At 41.8% G+C, this 19,381-nt stretch carries 16 protein-coding genes; 8 read left to right on the forward strand and 8 right to left on the reverse strand.

From position 1 onward, the window contains the following. The first annotated feature begins 36 nt into the window (after nt 1–36). The 3 genes from ACTCNA_RS08645 to ACTCNA_RS08655 are packed head-to-tail and all read left to right on the forward strand — an operon-like array spanning nt 37 to nt 5,377. The gene (locus ACTCNA_RS08645) at nt 37–2,376 is read left to right on the forward strand and encodes a T9SS type A sorting domain-containing protein (RefSeq protein WP_462947505.1); all 2,340 of its coding nucleotides are present in this window, start codon (nt 37–39) and stop codon (nt 2,374–2,376) included. Then, nucleotides 2,373–4,334, forward strand: a complete 1,962-nt coding sequence (locus ACTCNA_RS08650) for a TonB-dependent receptor plug domain-containing protein (RefSeq protein ID WP_462947506.1) — start codon at nt 2,373–2,375, stop codon at nt 4,332–4,334. Before ACTCNA_RS08645 ends, ACTCNA_RS08650 begins: the two co-directional genes overlap by 4 nt. A gap of 2 nt (nt 4,335–4,336) precedes the next feature. Continuing rightward, nucleotides 4,337–5,377, forward strand: coding sequence for a YncE family protein (locus ACTCNA_RS08655; RefSeq protein ID WP_462947507.1), 1,041 nt, complete (start codon nt 4,337–4,339; stop codon nt 5,375–5,377). Nucleotides 5,378–5,380: 3 nt separating this feature from the next. On the opposite strand, the gene ACTCNA_RS08660 is transcribed toward ACTCNA_RS08655, so the two are convergent. The 4 genes from ACTCNA_RS08660 to ACTCNA_RS08675 form a co-directional block, all read right to left on the reverse strand. Next, nucleotides 5,381–5,845 carry a hypothetical protein gene (locus ACTCNA_RS08660; RefSeq protein ID WP_462947508.1) on the reverse strand — a complete coding sequence of 155 codons (465 nt, stop codon included), beginning with the start codon at nt 5,843–5,845 and terminating at the stop codon, nt 5,381–5,383. Nucleotides 5,846–5,849: 4 nt separating this feature from the next. After that, complete coding sequence (locus ACTCNA_RS08665; protein ID WP_462947509.1) at nt 5,850–6,314, reverse strand: hypothetical protein; 465 nt, start codon at nt 6,312–6,314, stop codon at nt 5,850–5,852. A gap of 54 nt (nt 6,315–6,368) precedes the next feature. Further along, on the reverse strand, nt 6,369–6,917 hold the full coding sequence (locus tag ACTCNA_RS08670; protein ID WP_462947510.1) for an RNA polymerase sigma factor: 549 nt from the start codon (nt 6,915–6,917) through the stop codon (nt 6,369–6,371). A 104-nt stretch (nt 6,918–7,021) separates the two neighbouring features. Next, complete coding sequence (locus ACTCNA_RS08675) at nt 7,022–7,768, reverse strand: NUDIX hydrolase (RefSeq protein WP_462947511.1); 747 nt, start codon at nt 7,766–7,768, stop codon at nt 7,022–7,024. A 172-nt stretch (nt 7,769–7,940) separates the two neighbouring features. Between ACTCNA_RS08675 and ychF the strand changes: the two genes are divergently transcribed. Then, nucleotides 7,941–9,041, forward strand: a complete 1,101-nt coding sequence (gene ychF / locus ACTCNA_RS08680) for a redox-regulated ATPase YchF (RefSeq protein WP_462947512.1) — start codon at nt 7,941–7,943, stop codon at nt 9,039–9,041. A gap of 146 nt (nt 9,042–9,187) precedes the next feature. On the opposite strand, the gene yajC is transcribed toward ychF, so the two are convergent. Continuing rightward, nucleotides 9,188–9,505, reverse strand: coding sequence for a preprotein translocase subunit YajC (yajC, locus tag ACTCNA_RS08685; RefSeq protein WP_462947513.1), 318 nt, complete (start codon nt 9,503–9,505; stop codon nt 9,188–9,190). A 123-nt stretch (nt 9,506–9,628) separates the two neighbouring features. Beyond that, nucleotides 9,629–10,576 carry a transcription antitermination factor NusB gene (nusB, locus tag ACTCNA_RS08690; RefSeq protein ID WP_462947514.1) on the reverse strand — a complete coding sequence of 316 codons (948 nt, stop codon included), beginning with the start codon at nt 10,574–10,576 and terminating at the stop codon, nt 9,629–9,631. 183 nt (nt 10,577–10,759) lie between these two features. Here nusB and ACTCNA_RS08695 point away from each other — a divergent pair, with 183 nt between their 5' ends. The 4 genes from ACTCNA_RS08695 to ACTCNA_RS08710 all read left to right on the forward strand — a co-directional run bounded on the left by ACTCNA_RS08695 (nt 10,760) and on the right by ACTCNA_RS08710 (nt 16,202). Next, nucleotides 10,760–11,599: an HAD-IIB family hydrolase gene (locus tag ACTCNA_RS08695; protein ID WP_462947515.1), complete on the forward strand. Its 840-nt coding sequence runs from the start codon at nt 10,760–10,762 to the stop codon at nt 11,597–11,599. A gap of 60 nt (nt 11,600–11,659) precedes the next feature. Continuing rightward, a complete protein-coding gene (locus ACTCNA_RS08700; RefSeq protein WP_462947516.1) occupies nt 11,660–14,461 on the forward strand; it encodes a M16 family metallopeptidase in 2,802 nt (933 codons plus the stop codon). A 141-nt stretch (nt 14,462–14,602) separates the two neighbouring features. Beyond that, nucleotides 14,603–15,214: a hypothetical protein gene (locus ACTCNA_RS08705; RefSeq protein ID WP_462947517.1), complete on the forward strand. Its 612-nt coding sequence runs from the start codon at nt 14,603–14,605 to the stop codon at nt 15,212–15,214. 88 nt (nt 15,215–15,302) lie between these two features. After that, nucleotides 15,303–16,202 carry a hypothetical protein gene (locus ACTCNA_RS08710; protein ID WP_462947518.1) on the forward strand — a complete coding sequence of 300 codons (900 nt, stop codon included), beginning with the start codon at nt 15,303–15,305 and terminating at the stop codon, nt 16,200–16,202. Nucleotides 16,203–16,337: 135 nt separating this feature from the next. Here the strand turns inward: ACTCNA_RS08710 and ACTCNA_RS08715 are convergent, their stop codons facing one another. Beyond that, nucleotides 16,338–18,077, reverse strand: coding sequence for a cellulase family glycosylhydrolase (locus ACTCNA_RS08715; RefSeq protein ID WP_462947519.1), 1,740 nt, complete (start codon nt 18,075–18,077; stop codon nt 16,338–16,340). A 537-nt stretch (nt 18,078–18,614) separates the two neighbouring features. Then, a complete protein-coding gene (locus ACTCNA_RS08720) occupies nt 18,615–19,379 on the reverse strand; it encodes a hypothetical protein (protein ID WP_462947520.1) in 765 nt (254 codons plus the stop codon). Nucleotides 19,380–19,381 lie beyond the last annotated feature (2 nt).

Here is a 19,381-nt window from a genome sequence, read left to right on the forward strand (position 1 = left end):
AAGTTTTATTTCCCCGTTTTATTAAAACAAAGGGGAATGAATAAATTATTACTATTTTTCGTATGGGGGGCTATTCCTTTTTTGGCGCTCTCGCAAACCATCGGTTTTGAAGTCTGGGGTTACAAACCGGCTCCCGGCCAGCACATTAATATCAGTTCGCTGGGAACACCGGCGGCTGCTGAGCAAATGGCTGCTGACCCCGACAAACTCGTTTCTCTCGGTAGCTTTGGAGGTTACATAATACTTAAATTCAACGAGGCCTGCCTGAATGATCAGGAAAATCCGTATGGAGTTGATTTTACTGTGTTCGGGAATGCCTTTTCCGGTTCTTCTGAACCCGGGGTTGTTTGGGTAATGCAGGATGAAAACAGCAACGGAAAACCCGACGGCACCTGGTTTGAAATTGCCGGAAGCCAGCATTTTCATTCCCAAACCATTAAAAATTTATCGGTGACTTATTTTAAAACCGAAACAAGGGATATTTTCTGGAAGAAGGACAGTGGCGAAAGCGGATGGATTTTTGCAAACAGTTTTAACCTTCAGGAATATTATCCGTCGAATAACTTTTTTCCTGACTACCCCGAAGATTCGGTGACTTTTGAAGGAACAATGTTGTATCCGTTTATCGACAGTACGCAGCAGGTAATTAAAACTGAAGCATTGGTTTTCGGATATGCCGATAATCGACCGAGGGTGAAAGGAATCGACATGGCAGTGCCCGATAATCCGTACACAACAGAGATTGAGGGTGCCGGAGGTGATCCCATTGATATTTCTTGGGCCGTTGATGAAAATGGAAATTACGTGCATCTCGATTCAATTCATTTTGTAAAAATTGTTACGGGAACTTTGGCCACCACAGGTCATTTGGGTGAAATTTCCACCGATGTTTCATGGCTTGCCGATGTGGCGACAGCCCCGGAAATTAGCGGTAAGGAAAACCTGTTGGTTGTTTTTTCAACGCCCAAAAAACTGGTTGCTGGTGATTCAGTATTGCTTGAAACAGTTTATTTTGAACAGGGCAGAAAAAAAGAAGCTGACATTGCTTTTTCCTCGCAGGATGAGTTGGTAGTAACGGTAGATAATTCAGGAAAATTAACGGCACAAAGTACAGGAGAAACTCAAATTTCCATTTCTGCAAAAGTTGAGGTCCGGCAAATTAATATTAAAGTGGTTGAGCCTGATTCCATTCAAATTCTTACTGATTTTTCAGCTCTTTACCCGGGCGATTCGGTCCGGCTGGAAGCCACAGTTTACGACAATGAAAATGAAAAACTGAAAATCCAGGTGCTTTTCTCTTCGTCTCGTCCCGGTTTGGGAAAAGTAGTTCAGCACAATGGAATATACTGGTTCAAAGCCATTCAGCCGGGGCAAATGAATATTATTTGCAAAGTGGAAGAATTTGACTTGCAGACAGAGATGAATGTGGAAGTGCTTTCAGAAAATGAAAAAATTAAACTGTATTTCAGCCTGAAAAATGAAGATGAAAATTTGTTTCCCTTTCAGTGGATTGAGGTTGGGAAGGTTGATTTAGAGAAGGTTATTGAAAATCCGCAATTGAATTATTCGGGCCTGGACCGGTTAACACTGGCCCATGCAATGGTCGCCGGTTTAGCTAAAGCCGGGGTTGATTTTAAGTTCAGAGACGACGAGGCCTCCGGGGGAAAGCTGTATTTATATTCAGTAGAAACCGACGGGATCTTTTCGTATGGCTGGGGCGGAAAAACTGATCCCCAAAGGTATGCCAGCGGGTGGATTGCCCGCCTCAACGGGAATCAGTTTTTGAACAGTTTCAATGAAATAGAAATTTCGGATGGCGATACGCTCGATTTGTACCATGTTTCAAATATTACACAACCGTGGAACTATTCCAGGTTGCTGGCCAATACAGATTCCGCAAAAAGGAATGATGAAATTGAAATCCTGCTCGAACAAACCACCTGTAATTTTTCTGATGGGGAAATTACTGAATCCGGCTTTGCTCCTTTAAAAGATGAGCAGGTTTATGCAGGTGACATCTATTTTACCGGCGAAAACGGAAAGGTTGTTTTCATCATTGACACCGAGCCGCCGATAACTGTTTCATCGGGAAATAACGCGGTGTTTATTGCCAAAAAAACAGTCACTGGCATACATGAAATTTTTCGCAAAACTCAGGTTTATCCAAACCCGGTTGAAAATGAACTTACAATTGGAGGATCTGAAATTTCTAAATCCAAAATTGAACTGTTTTCGTCAACCGGACAGTTGCTTTTTACTAACGAAATTTCTACGTTCCCTGCAAAAGTAGATTTTTCTTCATTTCAACCCGGAATTTATTACCTGGTTGTTACGCACCAGAATGGCACAGAAACCCACAAAATCATTAAAAAATGAACCCACTGAAGAGTATATTGCTGGTGTTGTTTCTGTTGCCTGTTCTTTTTTCGCATGGGCAAAGCCTTTCCGATACTGTCCAGATTGAGGAGGTTAAAGTGCTTGCCAAAAAGAAAATTGAAGAGGCCGGGTTAAAAATTACCCGCCCCGATTCATTGGCTATGGCATCATCAGTTACAGCCGATCTTTCTGAACTGATTTCAGGATTTTCGCCCGTTTTTATAAAGTCGTACGGACAAGGTTCTTCGGCAACGGCCAGTTTCAGGGGAACTGCGGCCACGCACACCCAAATATTGTGGAACGGGATGAACCTGAATTCCCCGATGCGCGGACTGGCCGACTTATCGTTGTTGCCGGTATTTTTTATTGACAATTTATATTTGCTTCATGGCGGCAGTTCACTCTCAGAGGGCAGCGGCGGGCTGGGAGGGAGCATTCACCTCGAAAATAATCCCGACTGGTCAACGCGGTTTAGCGTGTCGGGTTTAGTTGAACTGGCTTCTTTTCAAACCCGGAAAACATTTTTTAATTTGATGGTAGGCACTGAAAATTTTAAATCGAACACCCGGTTTTTTTACGAAGCATCGGAAAATGATTTTCCTTTTATTAATTCAGGAGTTATACCGCACCGAAAAGATACGCTTGAAAATGCCGATTTCCGGAAGGCCGGGATATTGCAGGAGCTTTATTTGCGACGCAACGAGAACGAAATTTTTTCGCTGCGTTTTTGGTACCAGGAAAGTCACCGGAATTTGCCGCAACTGATGTCCTACGAAGGAAGCACCCGCGATGAATTTCAGAACGACCAGCAACTGCGGGCGCAGTTGGAATGGAAAAAATACAGCGATGGTTGGAATACACGCATTTTTAGCGGAGTGAGTTCAAACCGTCTTGAATATTACCGTGCCACACCACAGTTTAATTTTGTGAACGAAAATTCGGAAAGCAGGGAAACCAGTTTTCTGAACCACTTTCGCTTTTTTAAAAGATTGGATGAAGTTGTATTTGCCACCCTGAGTTTTGATGCCAATCTGCACCGGGTGAAAACCAGCAACCTGCTTGATGAAAGTGGATACCTGAAAAATCGGTTTGAAACCAGCCTGCTCATGAAAGCCAACTTTAAACCATCCGACAGTTTTGCTGCCTTTCTGTTGCTTCGCTCCGAGTCGTTCGATAAAAGCATCGTTCCGCTCATTCCGGCAGCAGGATTGGAATGGCAGCCTTTCTCCCGTTTCCCGGTTGTTCTGCTGGCGAATATTGCCCGAAATTACCACAAACCCACTCTTAACGATTTGTACTGGATTCCGGGCGGAAACCCCGGGTTGCAGCCGGAAGACGGTTTTACAGGCGATATTTCTTTGTCGGGCGATTTTCAATTGGGTAGAATGACATTTGAAAATGAGGTTACCGGATTTGCGTCGAAAGTTGAAAACTGGATTTCATGGCAGCCTGCTTCGAGCGGGGCCTGGTACTGGGAAGCACAAAATGTGAAAAACGTTTTTTCGCGCGGAATTGAATATTCTTTTTCTGCTAAATACGACTGGAAAAGCTTCCGCTTCCGGACCAGTGGCAATTATTCTTTTACGCGGACATCAAATCTCGATGCTGTCAGTTCTGTCGATCAGTCGCGTGGAAAACAGTTAATTTACATTCCCAAACACAAAGGAAATTTTCATTTCAACACTTTCTGGAAAAAATTTGCGATTAACTATTCCTTAAATTATGTGGGCAAACGGTTTACAAAATCAAGTAACCAGGAATCGGAATTTGAGCGTGTTTTAAATCCGTACTGGCTGAATAAAGTTGCCATTGGCCGAAAATCCGATTTTGGAAACTATACTGTGAATTTGAAATTCACTATTGAAAATTTACTTGACGAGAATTACCAAAGTATTTTATGGCGCCCCATGCCCGGGCGTTTTTACCGTTTTTCGGTAGCAATTAATTACAAAAATTGATCATGAAGAAATTATTCAAAATAGCATTTTTGGTTTTACTAATTGCGGGATGTTCGGAAGAACCAGTGGAAACGGTGTTTTTTGATTTGGATACACAAAACGGCGTTTTTATTGCGAGTGAAGGAAATTTTATGTACGGCAATGCTTCGCTTTCTTTTTATAATACCCAAAAGAAAACCGTTACCAATCAGCTTTTTTATGCCCGCAACAATGCTCCGCTGGGCGATGTGGTGCAATCGCTCGCGCAATTTGGAGATTCATTATTTATTGTGGTAAACAACTCGGGAAAAATTTATGTAGCAGATTCTGAAACTGTTGAGTACATGGGCACCGTTTCCGGTTTAACTTCGCCGCGCCACATTCATTTTGTTTCGGAAGAAAAGGCCTATATTTCTGATCTTTACGCCAACTCAATAACAATTTTCAATCCTGCTACCCTTGAGGTTACCGGGGAAATTGAGCTTGGCGATCATCATTCGGAACAGATGGTCCAGGTGGGTAAATATGTGTTTGTTTCTTCCTGGGCTGACGATGAGTATATTTTGATTATCGATACTGAAAAAGATAAATTAACCCAGAAAATTAAAGTGCCGTTTCAGCCCAAAAATTTGGAAGTGGACAGAAATGAAAAGATTTGGGTACTTTCGGAAGGGACTTACGAAAATACGGGAGAGAAAGAACTTTTGCCGGCGTTAACCCGCATCGACCCGGAAACCTTTACAGTTGAACAGATTTACCGGTTTCCGGCACAATCTCAGCCGGCATCGCTGGAAATGAATGCTTCAAAAGATACACTTTATTATATTTTGAACGGTGTTAACAAAATGGCTGTTGACGAAAGGTATTTGCCCGATTCCGTTTTTTTACCTGCCAAAAACAGGCTGTTTTATAACCTTGCAGTTGATCCTTCTGCTAATGAAATTTATGTAGCTGATGCCATCGATTATGTGCAGGATGCCATTATTTACAGATATTCGAAATCGGGAAAACTGAAAGATTCGTTTAAGGTGGGGATTAATCCCTCTTATTTTTTATTCAGGTGAAAATTAGTCACCGTTTTTCCTGCGATCCCTGAATTTTTTTATCATGTGAATCCGGAATTCATTTTCAGCCTTGTAAAGTGTCAGCACTTTATCGGGAGATAAAATTTGGAGAAATTTCTCGTTGTAGTCAACTAAAAGGTCGGCTTCCTGTTGCAGGCTTCCTGCAAAATCACGTGTGAGTTGTTTTATTTCCCTGTCCGACATTGATTCTTCTGCATCGAGTACCTTTTTTTCAAGATCGCGCCGGTGTTTTTGCGCTTCCCATCTCTCTTTTTCAAGCTGGTTATACACGGGCCAGAATTTTTGCGCTTCTTCTGGTGTGAGTTCTAACCGGGATGTGAGAAATGAAATTTTTTCAGCACGGAACTTTTCCCACCTGTTTTCGTGTTTTTTATCATTGTCCTGGGCTTTTATTGCCGATGTGGCTGTAACAACCAAAATAATTGTAAAAGCTATTATTCGTTTCATCGTATTATTCGTTATCAGTTTCTAAATAAATTTCGTATTCCGAAAAATTGGAACTCACGTAGCTCATCAATTCTTCGTCGCTAAAATCATTTATTTCTTCATCAGAAGATTCAGAAAGCAAGGCAAAAAATGAATTTTCATCAATTTTTTCGAGTATGGAAAGGTAGGTGTCCTCTTCAGTAGTAGTAGTTTCAATAGCAGAATTGTTTTTGGCCATGTAGTTGGGCAAAAACGATTTAAGTGGCCAGAAAACAAGTAAAAATACCAGTAAAAAACTGGCTGCCAGCCCAATGGCTGGTTTGAGCAGCCTGATTATTCGGCTTTTAGGTTTTGGAAGAGCCTGTTTTTCTGTTTCCAGCCTGGTGTGAAGCCGGCTGGAAAAATCCTCGAAATAATTGTCGGGAACACGAAAAGGGTGTTCCTTTTTTATTCCAGATAATTTTGGTGCATCATTTTTTAGATCGCTCATTTCTTCCGTTTTGTTTTATTTGACTTTTCTTTCAGTAAATAGTTTAAAATAACATTAGTCAGTGTTTCTTAAATATTCTTCAATTTTTTTGGCCGCATGGTGGTACGAGGCTTTGAGGGCTCCCACCGATGTGTCCAGAATTTGAGACATCTCCTCGTATTTTATTTCATCAAAATATTTCATATTAAAAACCAACCGTTGTTTCTCAGGCAATAATAAAATAGCTTCCTGGAGTTTCATCTGAATTTTGTCACCTTCAAAATAGGGGTCCGAAATTAAGTTGTCCCGTAAATAGTCGGAGGCATCGTTTAACGGCAGCATTGTTCTGCGCTTTTTTGAATTGATGAACGTGATGGTTTCGTTGGTGGCTATGCGGTAAAGCCAGGTAAACAGGCTCGATTCTTCCCTGAAATTACCGATGCTTTTCCAAACTTTTATAAATGTATTTTGAAGAATATCGTCGGTGTCGTCGTGGTTCAGGACCATTTTCCGGATGTGCCAGTACAAACGTTCCTGGTATTTTTTTACCAGTTTATGAAATGCAAGATCACGTTGATTGTCATCTTTCAGTTCGGCAATGAGTGCACTGTCTTCACTTTTCATCCAAAAAAATTACAGTAAGTTATTTGTTCCAACCAGAAATCGATTTTGAAAAATTAATGATTTTGCTTTGTATGACCAAATAGATGTTGAAAGGTTTAAGCAACTTAAATTCTGAAGTTAAGTCCTTCATCCACTAATTTATGGTAAATGTCAATATCGAAGGTGTATAGTTTTGCCGCTCTGTGGGCTACATTTTTCTGTTTTTCCTGAGTGTCGATTAATAACTTCATGTTCTGTATTTTTTTCCGGAAGTTACGGGTATCGAGTTTTTCGCCTAAAATAACTTCATACAGGGATTGAAGTTGTGTGAGGGTAAATTTTTCGGGGAGCAGGTGAAATCCAACCGGGTGATATTGAGCTTCTTCCCTTAGCTTTTTTAGTGCTGCGTCAATAATTTCTTTTACATCGAAAATAACGTTTGGAATGTCGTCGATATCGAACCATTTGACAGATTTAGCCAGGGGCGATAATTTTAAATCTTGATAATCGGGGTTGATTAGCGAATAATACGCAACAGTGAGCACCCGGTAATGCGGCACTCTTTCAAGCGAACCAAACGTTTTCACTTGTTTCAGGTAAACATCGTCGAGGCCGGTTGTGGTTTGCAGAATTTTTTTGGCGTAACCGTCCAGGTCTTCTTCCAGCGGAAGGTGTGTGCCAATCAGTCCCCAGTAATTATCAGAACCAAGAGCGGGATTTTTTTCAAATAAAATTTTTATTTGCTCATACTCTTCTTCCGAAGTGAGAAAATTTTCAAGTAGCTCTGGTTCGGCCTGCCAGAGCAGGACTTTCAGCTTATTGTTTTGAAATCCGAATAGTACGCAGTCAACTGATATATTTTTTAAAATCATGGGTGTAATAAATTTAGACAAATGTACAAATTGGATGTTTAAGAAATGAATTTCAAATGCAATAAATCATAAGATTTTATATATGTGGAACTGTTAATGAACTTTTTACATTTAATTGAAAACAGGATTGAAGAATAAATTACCTTTGCACCGCAAATTTTAAAAGAAAAAAATGGCTTTGAAATGTGGAATTGTAGGATTGCCCAATGTGGGTAAATCTACTTTGTTTAACTGTTTGTCGAGTGCAAAAGCACAGTCGGCCAATTTCCCTTTTTGTACAATTGAACCCAACATGGGGGTCATTACCGTACCCGATGAGCGCCTTATAAAGCTGTCGGAAATTGACAAGCCCAAAAAGGTGGTGCCCACAACAGTTGAAATACTGGATATTGCCGGCCTGGTAAAAGGTGCAAGCAAAGGCGAAGGTTTGGGGAACCAGTTTCTGGCAAATATCCGCGAAACGGATGCCATCATACACGTGCTTCGGTGTTTTGAAAATGATAATATTACGCATGTTGATGGGTCGGTAAACCCCGTACGCGACAAAGAAGTTGTCGACACTGAACTGCAGCTTAAAGATTTGGAAACGCTCGAAAGCCGGCTGGAAAAATTTGAAAAGCAAGCCAAACATACCAACGATCCGAAAACCAAAAAGATGGTGGAGCTGGCTAAACGGTACATCGCTGTTTTGGAACAGGGCCAGTCGGCACGCACCGTGGAATTAACCAGTGAGGAGAAAAAAATTGCCAAAGAGTTTTTTCTGCTTACCAACAAACCGGTTTTGTATGCCTGCAATGTTGATGAAGCCTCGGCAAAAACAGGGAACAAACATGTTGAAGCAGTCAGGGAAGCTATTAAAGATGAAAATGCTGAACTTTTGGTTATTGCTGCGGCTACTGAATCGGATATTGCCGAGCTGGAAGAATACGAAGAAAAGCAGCTCTTCCTGGAAGAACTGGGGTTGGAAGAACCCGGTGTGAACAAGCTCATTCATTCGGCTTACAAGTTACTGAACCTGCATACTTTTTTCACTACCGGCCCGGATGAAAGCCGTGCATGGACTTTTACCGAAGGTACCAAAGCACCACAGGCAGCCGGGATTATCCATTCCGATTTTGAAAAAGGATTTATTCGTGCCGAGGTTATCAGGTACGATGATTATGTGCGGTTAGGTTCGGAGCACGCCTGCCGCGATGCCGGTAAAATTGCCGTGGAAGGAAAGGAATACGTAGTGAAAGACGGAGATATTATGCACTTCCGGTTTAATGTGTAAAGCCCCTCTGTCCGCCAGTCGGCGGACATCTCCCCAATGGGGGAGAGAGAAGGAAAGAGAACGCCTGATTAAATGCTTAATAAAAGCTTAAAAAAGGTTGGTTGTTTTTTAACTGCCAACCTTTTTTCTTGCTTTTACAAATTTTTTTAGCGCTGTGGTTGCGCGTCGCTTAAATCTTTTACAATGCCGTTTTTGTCAACTTTAATGTGCACATCTTTGGCAATTTCAAGCACAACGGTGGTTTCTTTTACTTCAACAACCTTTCCGTAGATTCCGCCGGTAGTCACTACTTTGTCGTTTTTAGCAAGGCTTTCCCTGAATTTTTTTACTTCTTTTTGCCGCTTCATTTGCGGGCGGATCATGAAAAAGTAAAAAACAACAATTATCAGTAACAACGGTAAAAAACTCATTAGCGGGTTAGCGTCCTGACCTTCAGGCTGCATCATTAGAATAACATTCATCATTTTATCAGATTTTTAATTTTCAAAATTCATTTTATTGTTCACATTGGCAAAAATAGCCAATTGTTTTGGTTTTTCAGTATTTGCCTCAACGGTAATTGATTAAAAAAGCAGGGTATTTCATTACTACTCTCCAATAAGGCCGCGGCCAGCTTTTTTAATTTTTCCACTTTTTTTCAGGTCTTTCAGGGTTTTATCTAAAATACCGTTAATAAAATTCCGGCTCTTATTGGTGCTGTAATATTTCGAAAGTTCGATGTATTCGTTTAGTGAAACTTTTGTGGGTATCGATGGGAAATACAAAAATTCTGTTAATGCCAGTTGCATAATGAGAATGTCCATAAAGGCAATGCGGTCTAAATCCCAGTTGCGCGAGTGCTCTTTAATTAGCTCCCTGAGTTCGTCGTGGTTAATAACAGCTTTGCGTAACAAATTTTTGGCAAAATCGCGGTCGTCCTGATCTTTAAAAAGCTGTAACAACGGCTGGTCAGAATCTGAACCCGGATTGAATTTTTTCAGGGTTTTCGAAATCATGGAAACAACAAACTCAACATCGTCGTTCCAGTAAATGCTCTTTTCTTCAAGCGCATCGTACAAATCTTCGGTAATCAGAATTATTTTGTTGAAAATTTTATCGACAAACTTCCGGTCGTCAAAAAAAGAGCGGTTTTTATCGGCCATGTAGTCTTTGTAAAAATCCGATTCAATCAGGAATAAATACAAATCTTTAACCAGTTCCGGATTATTTGCCCAGCTCAGTTTTTCCTGGTTGAGGTAAGCTTTTAACTGGCGGTTTTGGCGAAGTTGCCCAATAAGTTCGTTGCTTATAAACTTGGTGTTCGGATGCAGATCCTCTTCGGTGGGTTGGTGTTTGTTCCTTCTGATTTCGATTCGTTCCTCGGCATAATCGGCAATATCAATTACCAGTGCCAACAAATAATGGTATAAATCATAAGTTTTTCCAATACAGAAAAAAAGCTCCTTTTCGGTGTTGGAGAGCGTTTTCCCTGGTGAGGAATAGTAAGCGTACAAAACCTGCAATACTTTGGTACGGATAATCCTTCTGCTAATCATGCTTTAATGAACTTCTTATTTTGTGGCGCAAAAATAGTACTTTTTCAGAAACAATGCCGGTTTCTGTGTATTTTATCGGCAGTTAAAACGAATCTTAAAATTCAGCTTGCAGATAAATTTTTGATTCATTTTTCTCGTTACTAAATTCGTCTGTTATTTTTGAATTTGCCTAATTTTGTTGCTATGGAAAGAAAGAACATAAAACTGGTGGCTACCGACCTCGACGGTACGTTTTTAAGAAATGACCGGAGTATCAGCGCCGGCAACCTGGAAGCGTTGCATAAACTGGGGGAACAGGGCGTAATCCGCGTGGCAGCCACCGGCCGCGACCTTAAAAAAGTGGAAGAAGTGATCGCTCCCGATGTGCCGTTCGATTATATCGTTTTTTCATCGGGCGCTGGAGTTTACCAATGGAGCGATAAAAAGCATCTTTTTAACCGGAACATTACACCCGCCTCAACCAACCGGCTGGTAAAGCATTTCATTCAACGGGATTACAATTTTTATGCTTTTGCCCCGGCACCTCAAAACCACAATTTATGGTTCCGCCGCGGGAAAGAGGAATGCCCCGAGTTTAACAAATATCTTTCTTTCCATAACTCTTTGGCAACAGAACTGACCCAAAATGGCGAACTGGACGAAGGATTGTGTCAGTTTCTTTTAATTATTCCTGAAGATGAGAGCAATTTTGCAGCACTGAAACAGGAAGTTGAAGCACAGTGCAGCGAAATCAGGGTTATTCGTTCCTCGTCGCCGGTTACTGAGGGGTACATTTGGCTGGAAGTTTTTCATAAAGATGTTTCAAAAGGGCACGGCGTGAATCATGTTTGCAAAATGCTGGGAATCCATCCCGGACAAACCTGTGGGATTGGAAATGATTATAACGATTTGGATTTGCTCAATTTTACCGCCCATTCATTCCTTACCGAAAACGCACCAGCCAACATTAAAGACAGGTTTATAATTATTCCTTCAAACGAAAAAGATGCATTTGCACATGCCGTTCAACCTCTGTTTAAATAAATTGTTGTAATGTAAATGATATTTCAGATACACATTTCTGTAAAAATAAATGTTAATACCATGAAAAACTTACTGATTGTTTTATTCCTTTTCAGCACACTATTGTTAAGTGCGCAGCAAAATATTGATTTAAATGACCCAATTCCGCTCGACCCGAAAGTTTCGAAGGGGGTTTTGGAGAATGGAATGACTTATTATGTGCGGGCAAATGAAAACCCGCAAAACCGTGCCGAACTGATGCTGATTGTGAAAGCCGGCTCGGTTGACGAAGATGACGACCAAAAAGGATTGGCGCATTTTGCCGAACACATGGCGTTTAACGGGACCAAAAATTTTCCGAAGCATGAATTGATCAACTATTTCGAATCTATCGGGATGGAGTTTGGGCCGGAAATTAACGCTTATACCAGTTTCGACGAAACCGTTTACATGCTGAAAGTTCCGCTCGATTCGGCTCTTTACATGGAAAAAGGGCTGCAAGTGCTTTACGACTGGGCCAATCAGATTACTGATTCTGATGAAGAAATTGAAAACGAACGCGGCGTTATTTTGGAAGAAGAGCGTGGCGGCCGGAATGCCAACTTCAGGATGCAACAGGAATGGCTGCCTGTTTTCCTGCACGATTCAAAATATGCCGAGCGGTTGCCAATCGGCGATGTTGATATAATTAAAAATGCTCCGCCTGAAAAACTGCGCCGTTTCCGCGACGACTGGTATCGCCCCGATTTACAGGCCGTTATTGTTGTGGGCGATTTCAACCAGGAAGAAATGGTGGAAAAGGTAAAAGAAAAATTTTCTCAAATCCCGGCACCTGAAAATCCGCGCGTGAAAGAAATTTTTGATATTCCCGACCACGAGAAAACCCTTGTTTCCATTGCCACCGACAAAGAAGCACAATATCCGGTGGCCTATGTTTTTCACAAACATCCGCTTGAAAAAGCCAAAACAGTTGGTGATTACCGAAAAACTATTTTGCACAGCCTCTACAATACAATGATAAACACCAGGTTGTCGGAAAAGACACAGGAGGCTGAACCTCCTTTTATCATTGGACAGTCAAGTTTTACTGAATTGTTTGGACCCAAAAGTGTTTACCAGTCGGTTGCCGTTTGTAACAACGGCAAAATTGAAGAGGGTTTAAAGGCCGTGTTGCTCGAAAATGAACGGGTTAAGCGATTCGGTTTTACCAAGTCGGAACTGGAGCGGCAAAAAAGTGCGCTTTTAAATCAGATGGAAAAAGCTTACAACGAACGCGAAACACGGAAATCGATAAATTATGCCCAGGAATACCAACGTAACTTTTTGATGACTGAAGAACCCATCCCCGGCATTGAAAACGAATATGAATATTTTAAAACTTTCCTGCCCGAAATAACACTGGAAGAAGTAAACAGCCTGGCTGACAAATGGATAACTGAAGAAAACAGGGTGGTGGTTGTTACTGCCCCTGAAATTGAAGGAACTGAAATTCCGGATGAAGAAGATATTTTTGCCTTGCTCGAAGAAGTGGAAAACGCGGAGTTGGAACCTTATGAAGACACAGTCTCAGATGCACCGCTCCTCTCAGAGAAACCGAATGGAAGTTCTGTGGTAAATGAAAAACAGCTTGAGAATGTTGATGCTGTTGAGTGGACATTGCGCAACGGGGCAAAAGTAGTTTTGAAAACCACCGATTTTAAAGACGATCAAATCCTGTTTTCGGCATGGAGCCCGGGAGGAACTTCATTATATGATATTGAAGACGATATTTCAGCCGGCTTTGCCGATGCAATTATGGCTATGAGCGGCATTGGACAATTTGATAAAATCACGCTCGACAAGATGCTGTCCGATAAAGTTTTCAGCTTATCGCCTTATGTTTCAACGCTTCGTGAAGGTTTCGAAGGGAATTCATCAGTGAAAGATTTGGAAACCATGCTTCAAATGGTTTACCTCTATTTTACCCGTCCACGTTTTGATGAAACCAGTTTTCAGGCTTATATGAGCCGGATGAAAGGAACGCTGCAAAACAGGTCGGCCTCACCGGAAGCAGCCTTTCAGGACACACTTACAACCGTACTGGCTAACTACCACGAGCGTTCAAGGCCCATGTCGGTGGAACTGCTTGAAGAGGCTGATTTTGAACGAATCAGAAGTATTGCCAAAGAACGGTTCCGCAATGCTGCTGATTTTACCTTCTTTTTTGTTGGGAATGTCGATCCGGAAACATTGAAACCACTGGTTGAGCAGTATATTGGCGGATTGCCTTATTTCGATGACAAAGAACAATGGCGAGATCTGGGTATTGACCCGCCCGCCGGAGTGGTAAACAAAACCGTTAAAAAAGGTGAGGAAGAACGAAGCCGCCAGTACATTGTGTTTCACGGAGATTTCGACTATTCATCAGAAAAAGCAATGGAACTCGATGCACTTGGCCGTATTTTATCCACCCGCTTGCTGGAAGAAATCCGCGAAGAGCGAAGCAGTGTTTATTCTATCGGTGCGCGTCCTTCCTCTTCAAAATATCCCGATGAGGAATACACCATTGCCATTTATTACGGAACCGACCCGGACAAAGTGGAAGAATTGAAACAAGCAGTTTTTGATGAAATCCGGGGGTTTGCCGAAAACGGACCGAGTGAAGAAGAACTGGCAAAAGCAAAAGAGAAAATGCTGCGCGAACGCGAACTGGCGCTTCGTGAAAACAATTTCTGGCTGAATATCCTCAGCAATACTTACTACCTGAAAGATGGCGATTTCTCAGAATTTGGTTCGTACGAAAATATTGTAAACAATATGACGGTGGAATCGATTAAGGAAGCTTTTAATACTTATTTCGATTTTGATAATTATGTGAGTGTGGTTTTGAAACCGGCAGAATAAGCTGTTTTTAAGAATAATTGTCCAGGTTTCAGTAATAATTCTGAAATTGAAGTGAAGTTTAAAGGATGGCATTGTTTTGAGTGATGCCATCCTTTTTACATTTTAATTAATAATGTAAATTAGCCCACTCAAATTTTGATTATGCAGAGTTACACGCCAGCAAAAATTGCCCTCCGGGTAGTAATCTATTCTTTATTGGTTTTTGGGATTGCAGAAGCTATCCGGTTCGATGCTATTTTTCCTTTGGAAGATGCTTTGTTTGGGGAAATCAGCCGAACCGAACTTTTACAGGAAGCGATTTTGTTTGGGCTATTTGTTTTTTACCTGGCATTGGGCTACAGGCATAAACCTGTTCAACCGGTTGCCAATTTGGTGGCTTTGTTTTTACTAATTGGGTTTTTACGCGAATTCAATTTTCTTATGTCATGGTGGTTTTGGTCGGCTTTGCTCGTGCTTCTGGCTGCGATTTGGCTGGTGTGGCGCGACTTTAAAAAACTGAAAAGTGCCACACAGGAGTTTTTTTCGCAGCCTGCTTCGGTCTGGTTTTTTGCGGGCATTCTCATTACTTATGTTTTTAGCCGGTTAATGGGGCGTTCCAAATTCTGGCTCGAACTATATGACGAAAACAATTACCGGATGGCAAAAGCAGCTACCGAAGAGGGAATGGAACTGATGGGCGATTTGTTGCTGCTGATTTCGGCCATTGAATTTGCCCTGGCTTTTTGGAACAAAAAACGAAAATTTAATTCATGAAACGAGCATGGACAAAATTTTGCCACACAGATGGACATTATAAAGCGAGTTCCATCAAATACCGTTGAAAATTAACAATTATAATGAGATGAAAATTTGCGGTTTTACATTCATTCGAAACGCCGAAAAGTTCGACTTCCCGGTTGTTGAAGCCATCACTTCTGTTTTGCCTGTTTGCGACCATTTTTTAGTTGCGGTTGGAAAATCGGATGACAACACACGTGAAATCATTGAAAAAATAAGCCCGGGGAAAATTACGGTTGTGGATACGGTTTGGGACGAAAACATGCAAAAGGGCGGGGCAGTTTACGCTGCCGAAACCGACAAGGCTTTTGATGCCGTACATAATGATTACGACTGGTGTTTCTACATTCAGGGCGATGAAGTTCTGCACGAAAAATACCTTCCGGTTGTTCAACAGGCGATGAACGAAAATCTCGGTAACACCAAAGTGGATGGCCTGCTGTTCCGGTACAAACATTTTTACGGAACGTTCGATTATGTGGCGGTTTCCCGGAAATGGTACCGTAATGAAATCCGAATAATCCGCAACGACAAGTCCATTCGTTCGTACCGCGATGCCCAGGGGTTTCGCAAAAACGGACGAAAGCTAAACGTGGTTCCGGTTGATGCTGAAATTTATCACTATGGCTGGGTGCGGCACCCGAAATTTATGCAGGAAAAAATTGACGAAGTGCGTAAATTTTACGATGGCATTTCGGAAGCCGAGGCACGCAAAAAAACCGGAGAACAGGAATTCCGTTACAGCGGAAATTACGACGCGCTGGCCCGGTTTGGCGGAACACATCCTGCCGTTATGAAGAAGCGGGTAAAACGGCTCAACTGGCAGGTGAATGTGGATTTGAGTAAAGTCAGAATGAAACCCAAATACCGCTTGCTGCATTTTATCGAAAAAAACTTTGGGGTGCGGCTGTTCGAATACCGGAATTACAAAATTTTAAAGGCTAAATGTGCTCCTCATAATTAATGGAACAATGAGTTGGCAATTGGCAAAAATGCAGTTGGCAAAACACCTGCCAATTGTTAATTGCATTTAACCAACTTTTAAAGGTTAATTTATTATGTTCATGGTATTTTGAATTTGTGGTATTTTTTACCAGCATCATCGTTTCACTATCTTTTTTGTCACCATTCTGTCTTTCCCTGAAAAACGAACCAAATATATACCTGGCTCAAGTGCTGTGACATCCAGGCTTTTTTCATTTTTCCGAACGGTATTTTCCTGCACTGGTCTTCCCAAAATATTGAATACAGTTATTTTCTCAAAATCACTGGTAGTATTAAAGAACAACCTGTCTTTTACCGGATTGGGGTAAATGGTGAATTCCTGCGAATTTATTTCCGAAATTCCGGTGGGCGGTTGAAAGATAATTTCCTCGATTTTAATTTCAGTAATCCAAATGTTGATGTCGCTGTTACCCATGTCGAAAACCATTCGGGCGCTGTTGTCTGTTGTATTCGCATCAAAAATAAATGTGTAAACAGCAAATGTATCTGCCAGCGAAACTCCGTTGTAGCCACTGTATGCCGACCACGGATCCTGCGACATCCCAATGTAGGTAGTCATGCTTCGGGCCGATTCCGCTTTGGCTTTAAACGAGAAACGGTACTTTCTGCCCGCTTGCAGCGAAATATTTCCTTTTTTAAGCTGCACATGCCAGCCGTCAGTTCCGGGATTGCTGATGTTGATATTCAAAGTGTTTTCAGCACGTGTGAGTTGAGCCGATGCACTTTGCTGGGCGCTTAAATTCCAACCGTCGTTGCCGGTTTGAAAATTTGAAGTGTAAACCGGCGTTCCCACGTAACGCCCCGGTTCCGGCATTTCGTTGTGAAGCAAGGCATCCACAAGTTCTGTATAAAATGTTTTGTTTGAAGGATTGTAAACGCCAAAACCTGCGCTGAATTCCCAGTAAGCCCAGCTCCATCCCAGCTCTTCCAGGTAGCGCGACAAAAAGGTTGTCCACCGTGCCCGCGATTTCATGTCGGCTTTGCTGTAAGCACCAAATTCACCAATATGAACCGGAATGTTGTGTTGAATTTCAAACGCTTTCAGTGGTGCAAATTCCTGACGCATCACATCGCGTTCGGTTTCGGTATCGAGCCACTCGGTTCCCAGCCATTCATCGGCATTGCCGCCTACCCAGCTTGCTCCCTGGTGGGTAAACTGGAACGGGTTGTAGTAGTGCACCGTCAAAATTATGTTTTCATCATCGGGAAGCTCGATGTATGGAATGCCGCCCAGTCCGCCATAATTTGGAGTTCCAATTAACACAATCCGGTCAGGATTTTCTTTTCTTATGGTATCCAAAGCCTGCGGTACAAATTCATTCCACTTTTCAGCAACCAGATTTCCATGTGGTTCATTCAGCAATTCGAATAACAAACTGTCGGGATAATCTTTAAAAAATGTTGAAATTTGCTTCCATTGTGCCAGAAACCGTTCTTTTTGTCCGTCCGGATTTTCATATAGCGCTTCGTGGTGGTGCATGTTAATAATGGCATACAATCCGTTATTGAGAGCCGAATCAACCACCTGTTTTATACGGTTCAAAAAGAGGGAATAAACAGTGTAGGGAGGCGTAGCCATACTCCGGTCGGAGGGTTCCCAGCGAATAGGAATGCGCACGTGGTTAAATCCCAGCTCGGCAATTATACCGGCATATTCCGGCTTCCACTGGTTACCCCATGCCGTTTCCGAAGGTGCTTCGAACATATTGCCGTAGTTGATTCCGCGACCAAGTTTTGCGTTGGTTTCAAATGCTTTTTCGCGGGTTTGTGCTGTTAATCCAAAGGAAATAATCAGAAGGGAAATTGTAAACAGGTTTTTCAAAAATTCCTTCATTAAAGTGAATTATAATGAGTCCAGTTTAAAAAGGTCATTGGCAAAAATAAGGATTTAATTCCATATTAGTTGTTAATAAACAAAGATTGTAAGGTGTTGTATTTCAGGAAATTAAGAATTTACCAACAAGCATGCAAGCCTTTGACAATCAGGGGATTAGATGTTCCACGTGGAATGTATTTATTTGAATATCAGCAAAATAAGGCTTATATTTGTTTTGAAAGAAAAAATCACCTATAGTATGTTCAAGGCAAACAACCGGAATTATTCACTTTTGAGAGTGAACTTAGCAAAAAGCAACGTAAATTGCTGGACAGTTCAAGGGAGAAGTGGTTTTATTATCTGGTATTAAGTGTTTTTGCATACAACCTGCCCACCAACTGACGGGTGCGTCCCAAAAAAGATTGGATTAAAACGACAGGAGCATTGACATTTATTGACTGGTTTATTGCAGTTCCAAAAAAAATGGACTTCAAAACTACCGTAAGTAGGATCGACTCAATAATAAATTTGGATTTTTAGGTAGTCAGATTTTTTTTAATGAGTTTTTTTGCCGAGCTGGTTTTCTTTCCATTTTTTGGCATACGAAGAATTTTGGCCTTTTAACAATGCCACAAATGTGAGGAGTGCTTTTCGGGCATCGCCAACGGGGTAGTAAAAAGCGTCCCAGTTTTCGCTGTCTTCGCCGTCGTGGTTAGGAATTACATACTGGAAATGATGGGCATCCTGCAATTCCCTGAAAGCGCTGGAAGCCCGTTTTTCAATGTTTTCCAGGTCGGGCAGCGAGAGCTCACCTTTTTGCCGGCGGGTACGGCGCAGTAACTTTCGCCGCATAACATCGGTAACAAAATCAGGAATTGAAACGGATGGTTTTGTTGATTTGAGAAAGGATATTTCGTCAGCAGAAAGCGGTGACATGAAAGCACTCAGTCGTTCAATATTTTTTAGTGCTTCGTGCGTTTGCAAAACCCGGCCAACAAACGGATTCCCTTCGAATAACACATCGGTTTCATTTAATAATCGTCTCAGCTCCTGAATATCCAAAGCCTGCAAATCGCCCCTGACATCCATCACAACAAATTGCTTTTCCTTTTTCAGGTTTTCAATTTCTTCACGTGTCCTGAAATGATAATCGTAGCCGTCAACTTCTCCCGGCCGGGCTGCCCGGCTGTTGTATAAAACAAGTGGTTTCATGTTCTGGTGCAATTCGGGGTAAAATCTTGCAAGGGCTTTGGCCAGCGGGCTTTTGCCTACGCAGGAGGGGCCACTGAAAATTATAAGGCGATGATTTTGTGCTTTCATAA

The organism is Tangfeifania sp., from assembly GCF_055108615.1.

Coding starts and splice junctions, on each gene's coding strand:
- ACTCNA_RS08655 (WP_462947507.1), top strand. CDS start 4,337: ATGAAGAAATTATTCAAAATAGCATTTTTGGTTTTACTAATTGCGGGA.
- ACTCNA_RS08710 (WP_462947518.1), top strand. CDS start 15,303: ATGAAAATTTGCGGTTTTACATTCATTCGAAACGCCGAAAAGTTCGAC.
- ACTCNA_RS08715 (WP_462947519.1), bottom strand. CDS start 18,077: ATGAAGGAATTTTTGAAAAACCTGTTTACAATTTCCCTTCTGATTATT.
- ACTCNA_RS08660 (WP_462947508.1), bottom strand. CDS start 5,845: ATGAAACGAATAATAGCTTTTACAATTATTTTGGTTGTTACAGCCACA.
- nusB (WP_462947514.1), bottom strand. CDS start 10,576: ATGATTAGCAGAAGGATTATCCGTACCAAAGTATTGCAGGTTTTGTAC.
- ACTCNA_RS08670 (WP_462947510.1), bottom strand. CDS start 6,917: ATGAAAAGTGAAGACAGTGCACTCATTGCCGAACTGAAAGATGACAAT.
- ACTCNA_RS08720 (WP_462947520.1), bottom strand. CDS start 19,379: ATGAAAGCACAAAATCATCGCCTTATAATTTTCAGTGGCCCCTCCTGC.
- ACTCNA_RS08695 (WP_462947515.1), top strand. CDS start 10,760: ATGGAAAGAAAGAACATAAAACTGGTGGCTACCGACCTCGACGGTACG.
- ACTCNA_RS08675 (WP_462947511.1), bottom strand. CDS start 7,768: ATGATTTTAAAAAATATATCAGTTGACTGCGTACTATTCGGATTTCAA.
- ACTCNA_RS08645 (WP_462947505.1), top strand. CDS start 37: ATGAATAAATTATTACTATTTTTCGTATGGGGGGCTATTCCTTTTTTG.
- yajC (WP_462947513.1), bottom strand. CDS start 9,505: ATGATGAATGTTATTCTAATGATGCAGCCTGAAGGTCAGGACGCTAAC.
- ACTCNA_RS08650 (WP_462947506.1), top strand. CDS start 2,373: ATGAACCCACTGAAGAGTATATTGCTGGTGTTGTTTCTGTTGCCTGTT.
- ACTCNA_RS08700 (WP_462947516.1), top strand. CDS start 11,660: ATGAAAAACTTACTGATTGTTTTATTCCTTTTCAGCACACTATTGTTA.
- ACTCNA_RS08665 (WP_462947509.1), bottom strand. CDS start 6,314: ATGAGCGATCTAAAAAATGATGCACCAAAATTATCTGGAATAAAAAAG.
- ychF (WP_462947512.1), top strand. CDS start 7,941: ATGGCTTTGAAATGTGGAATTGTAGGATTGCCCAATGTGGGTAAATCT.
- ACTCNA_RS08705 (WP_462947517.1), top strand. CDS start 14,603: ATGCAGAGTTACACGCCAGCAAAAATTGCCCTCCGGGTAGTAATCTAT.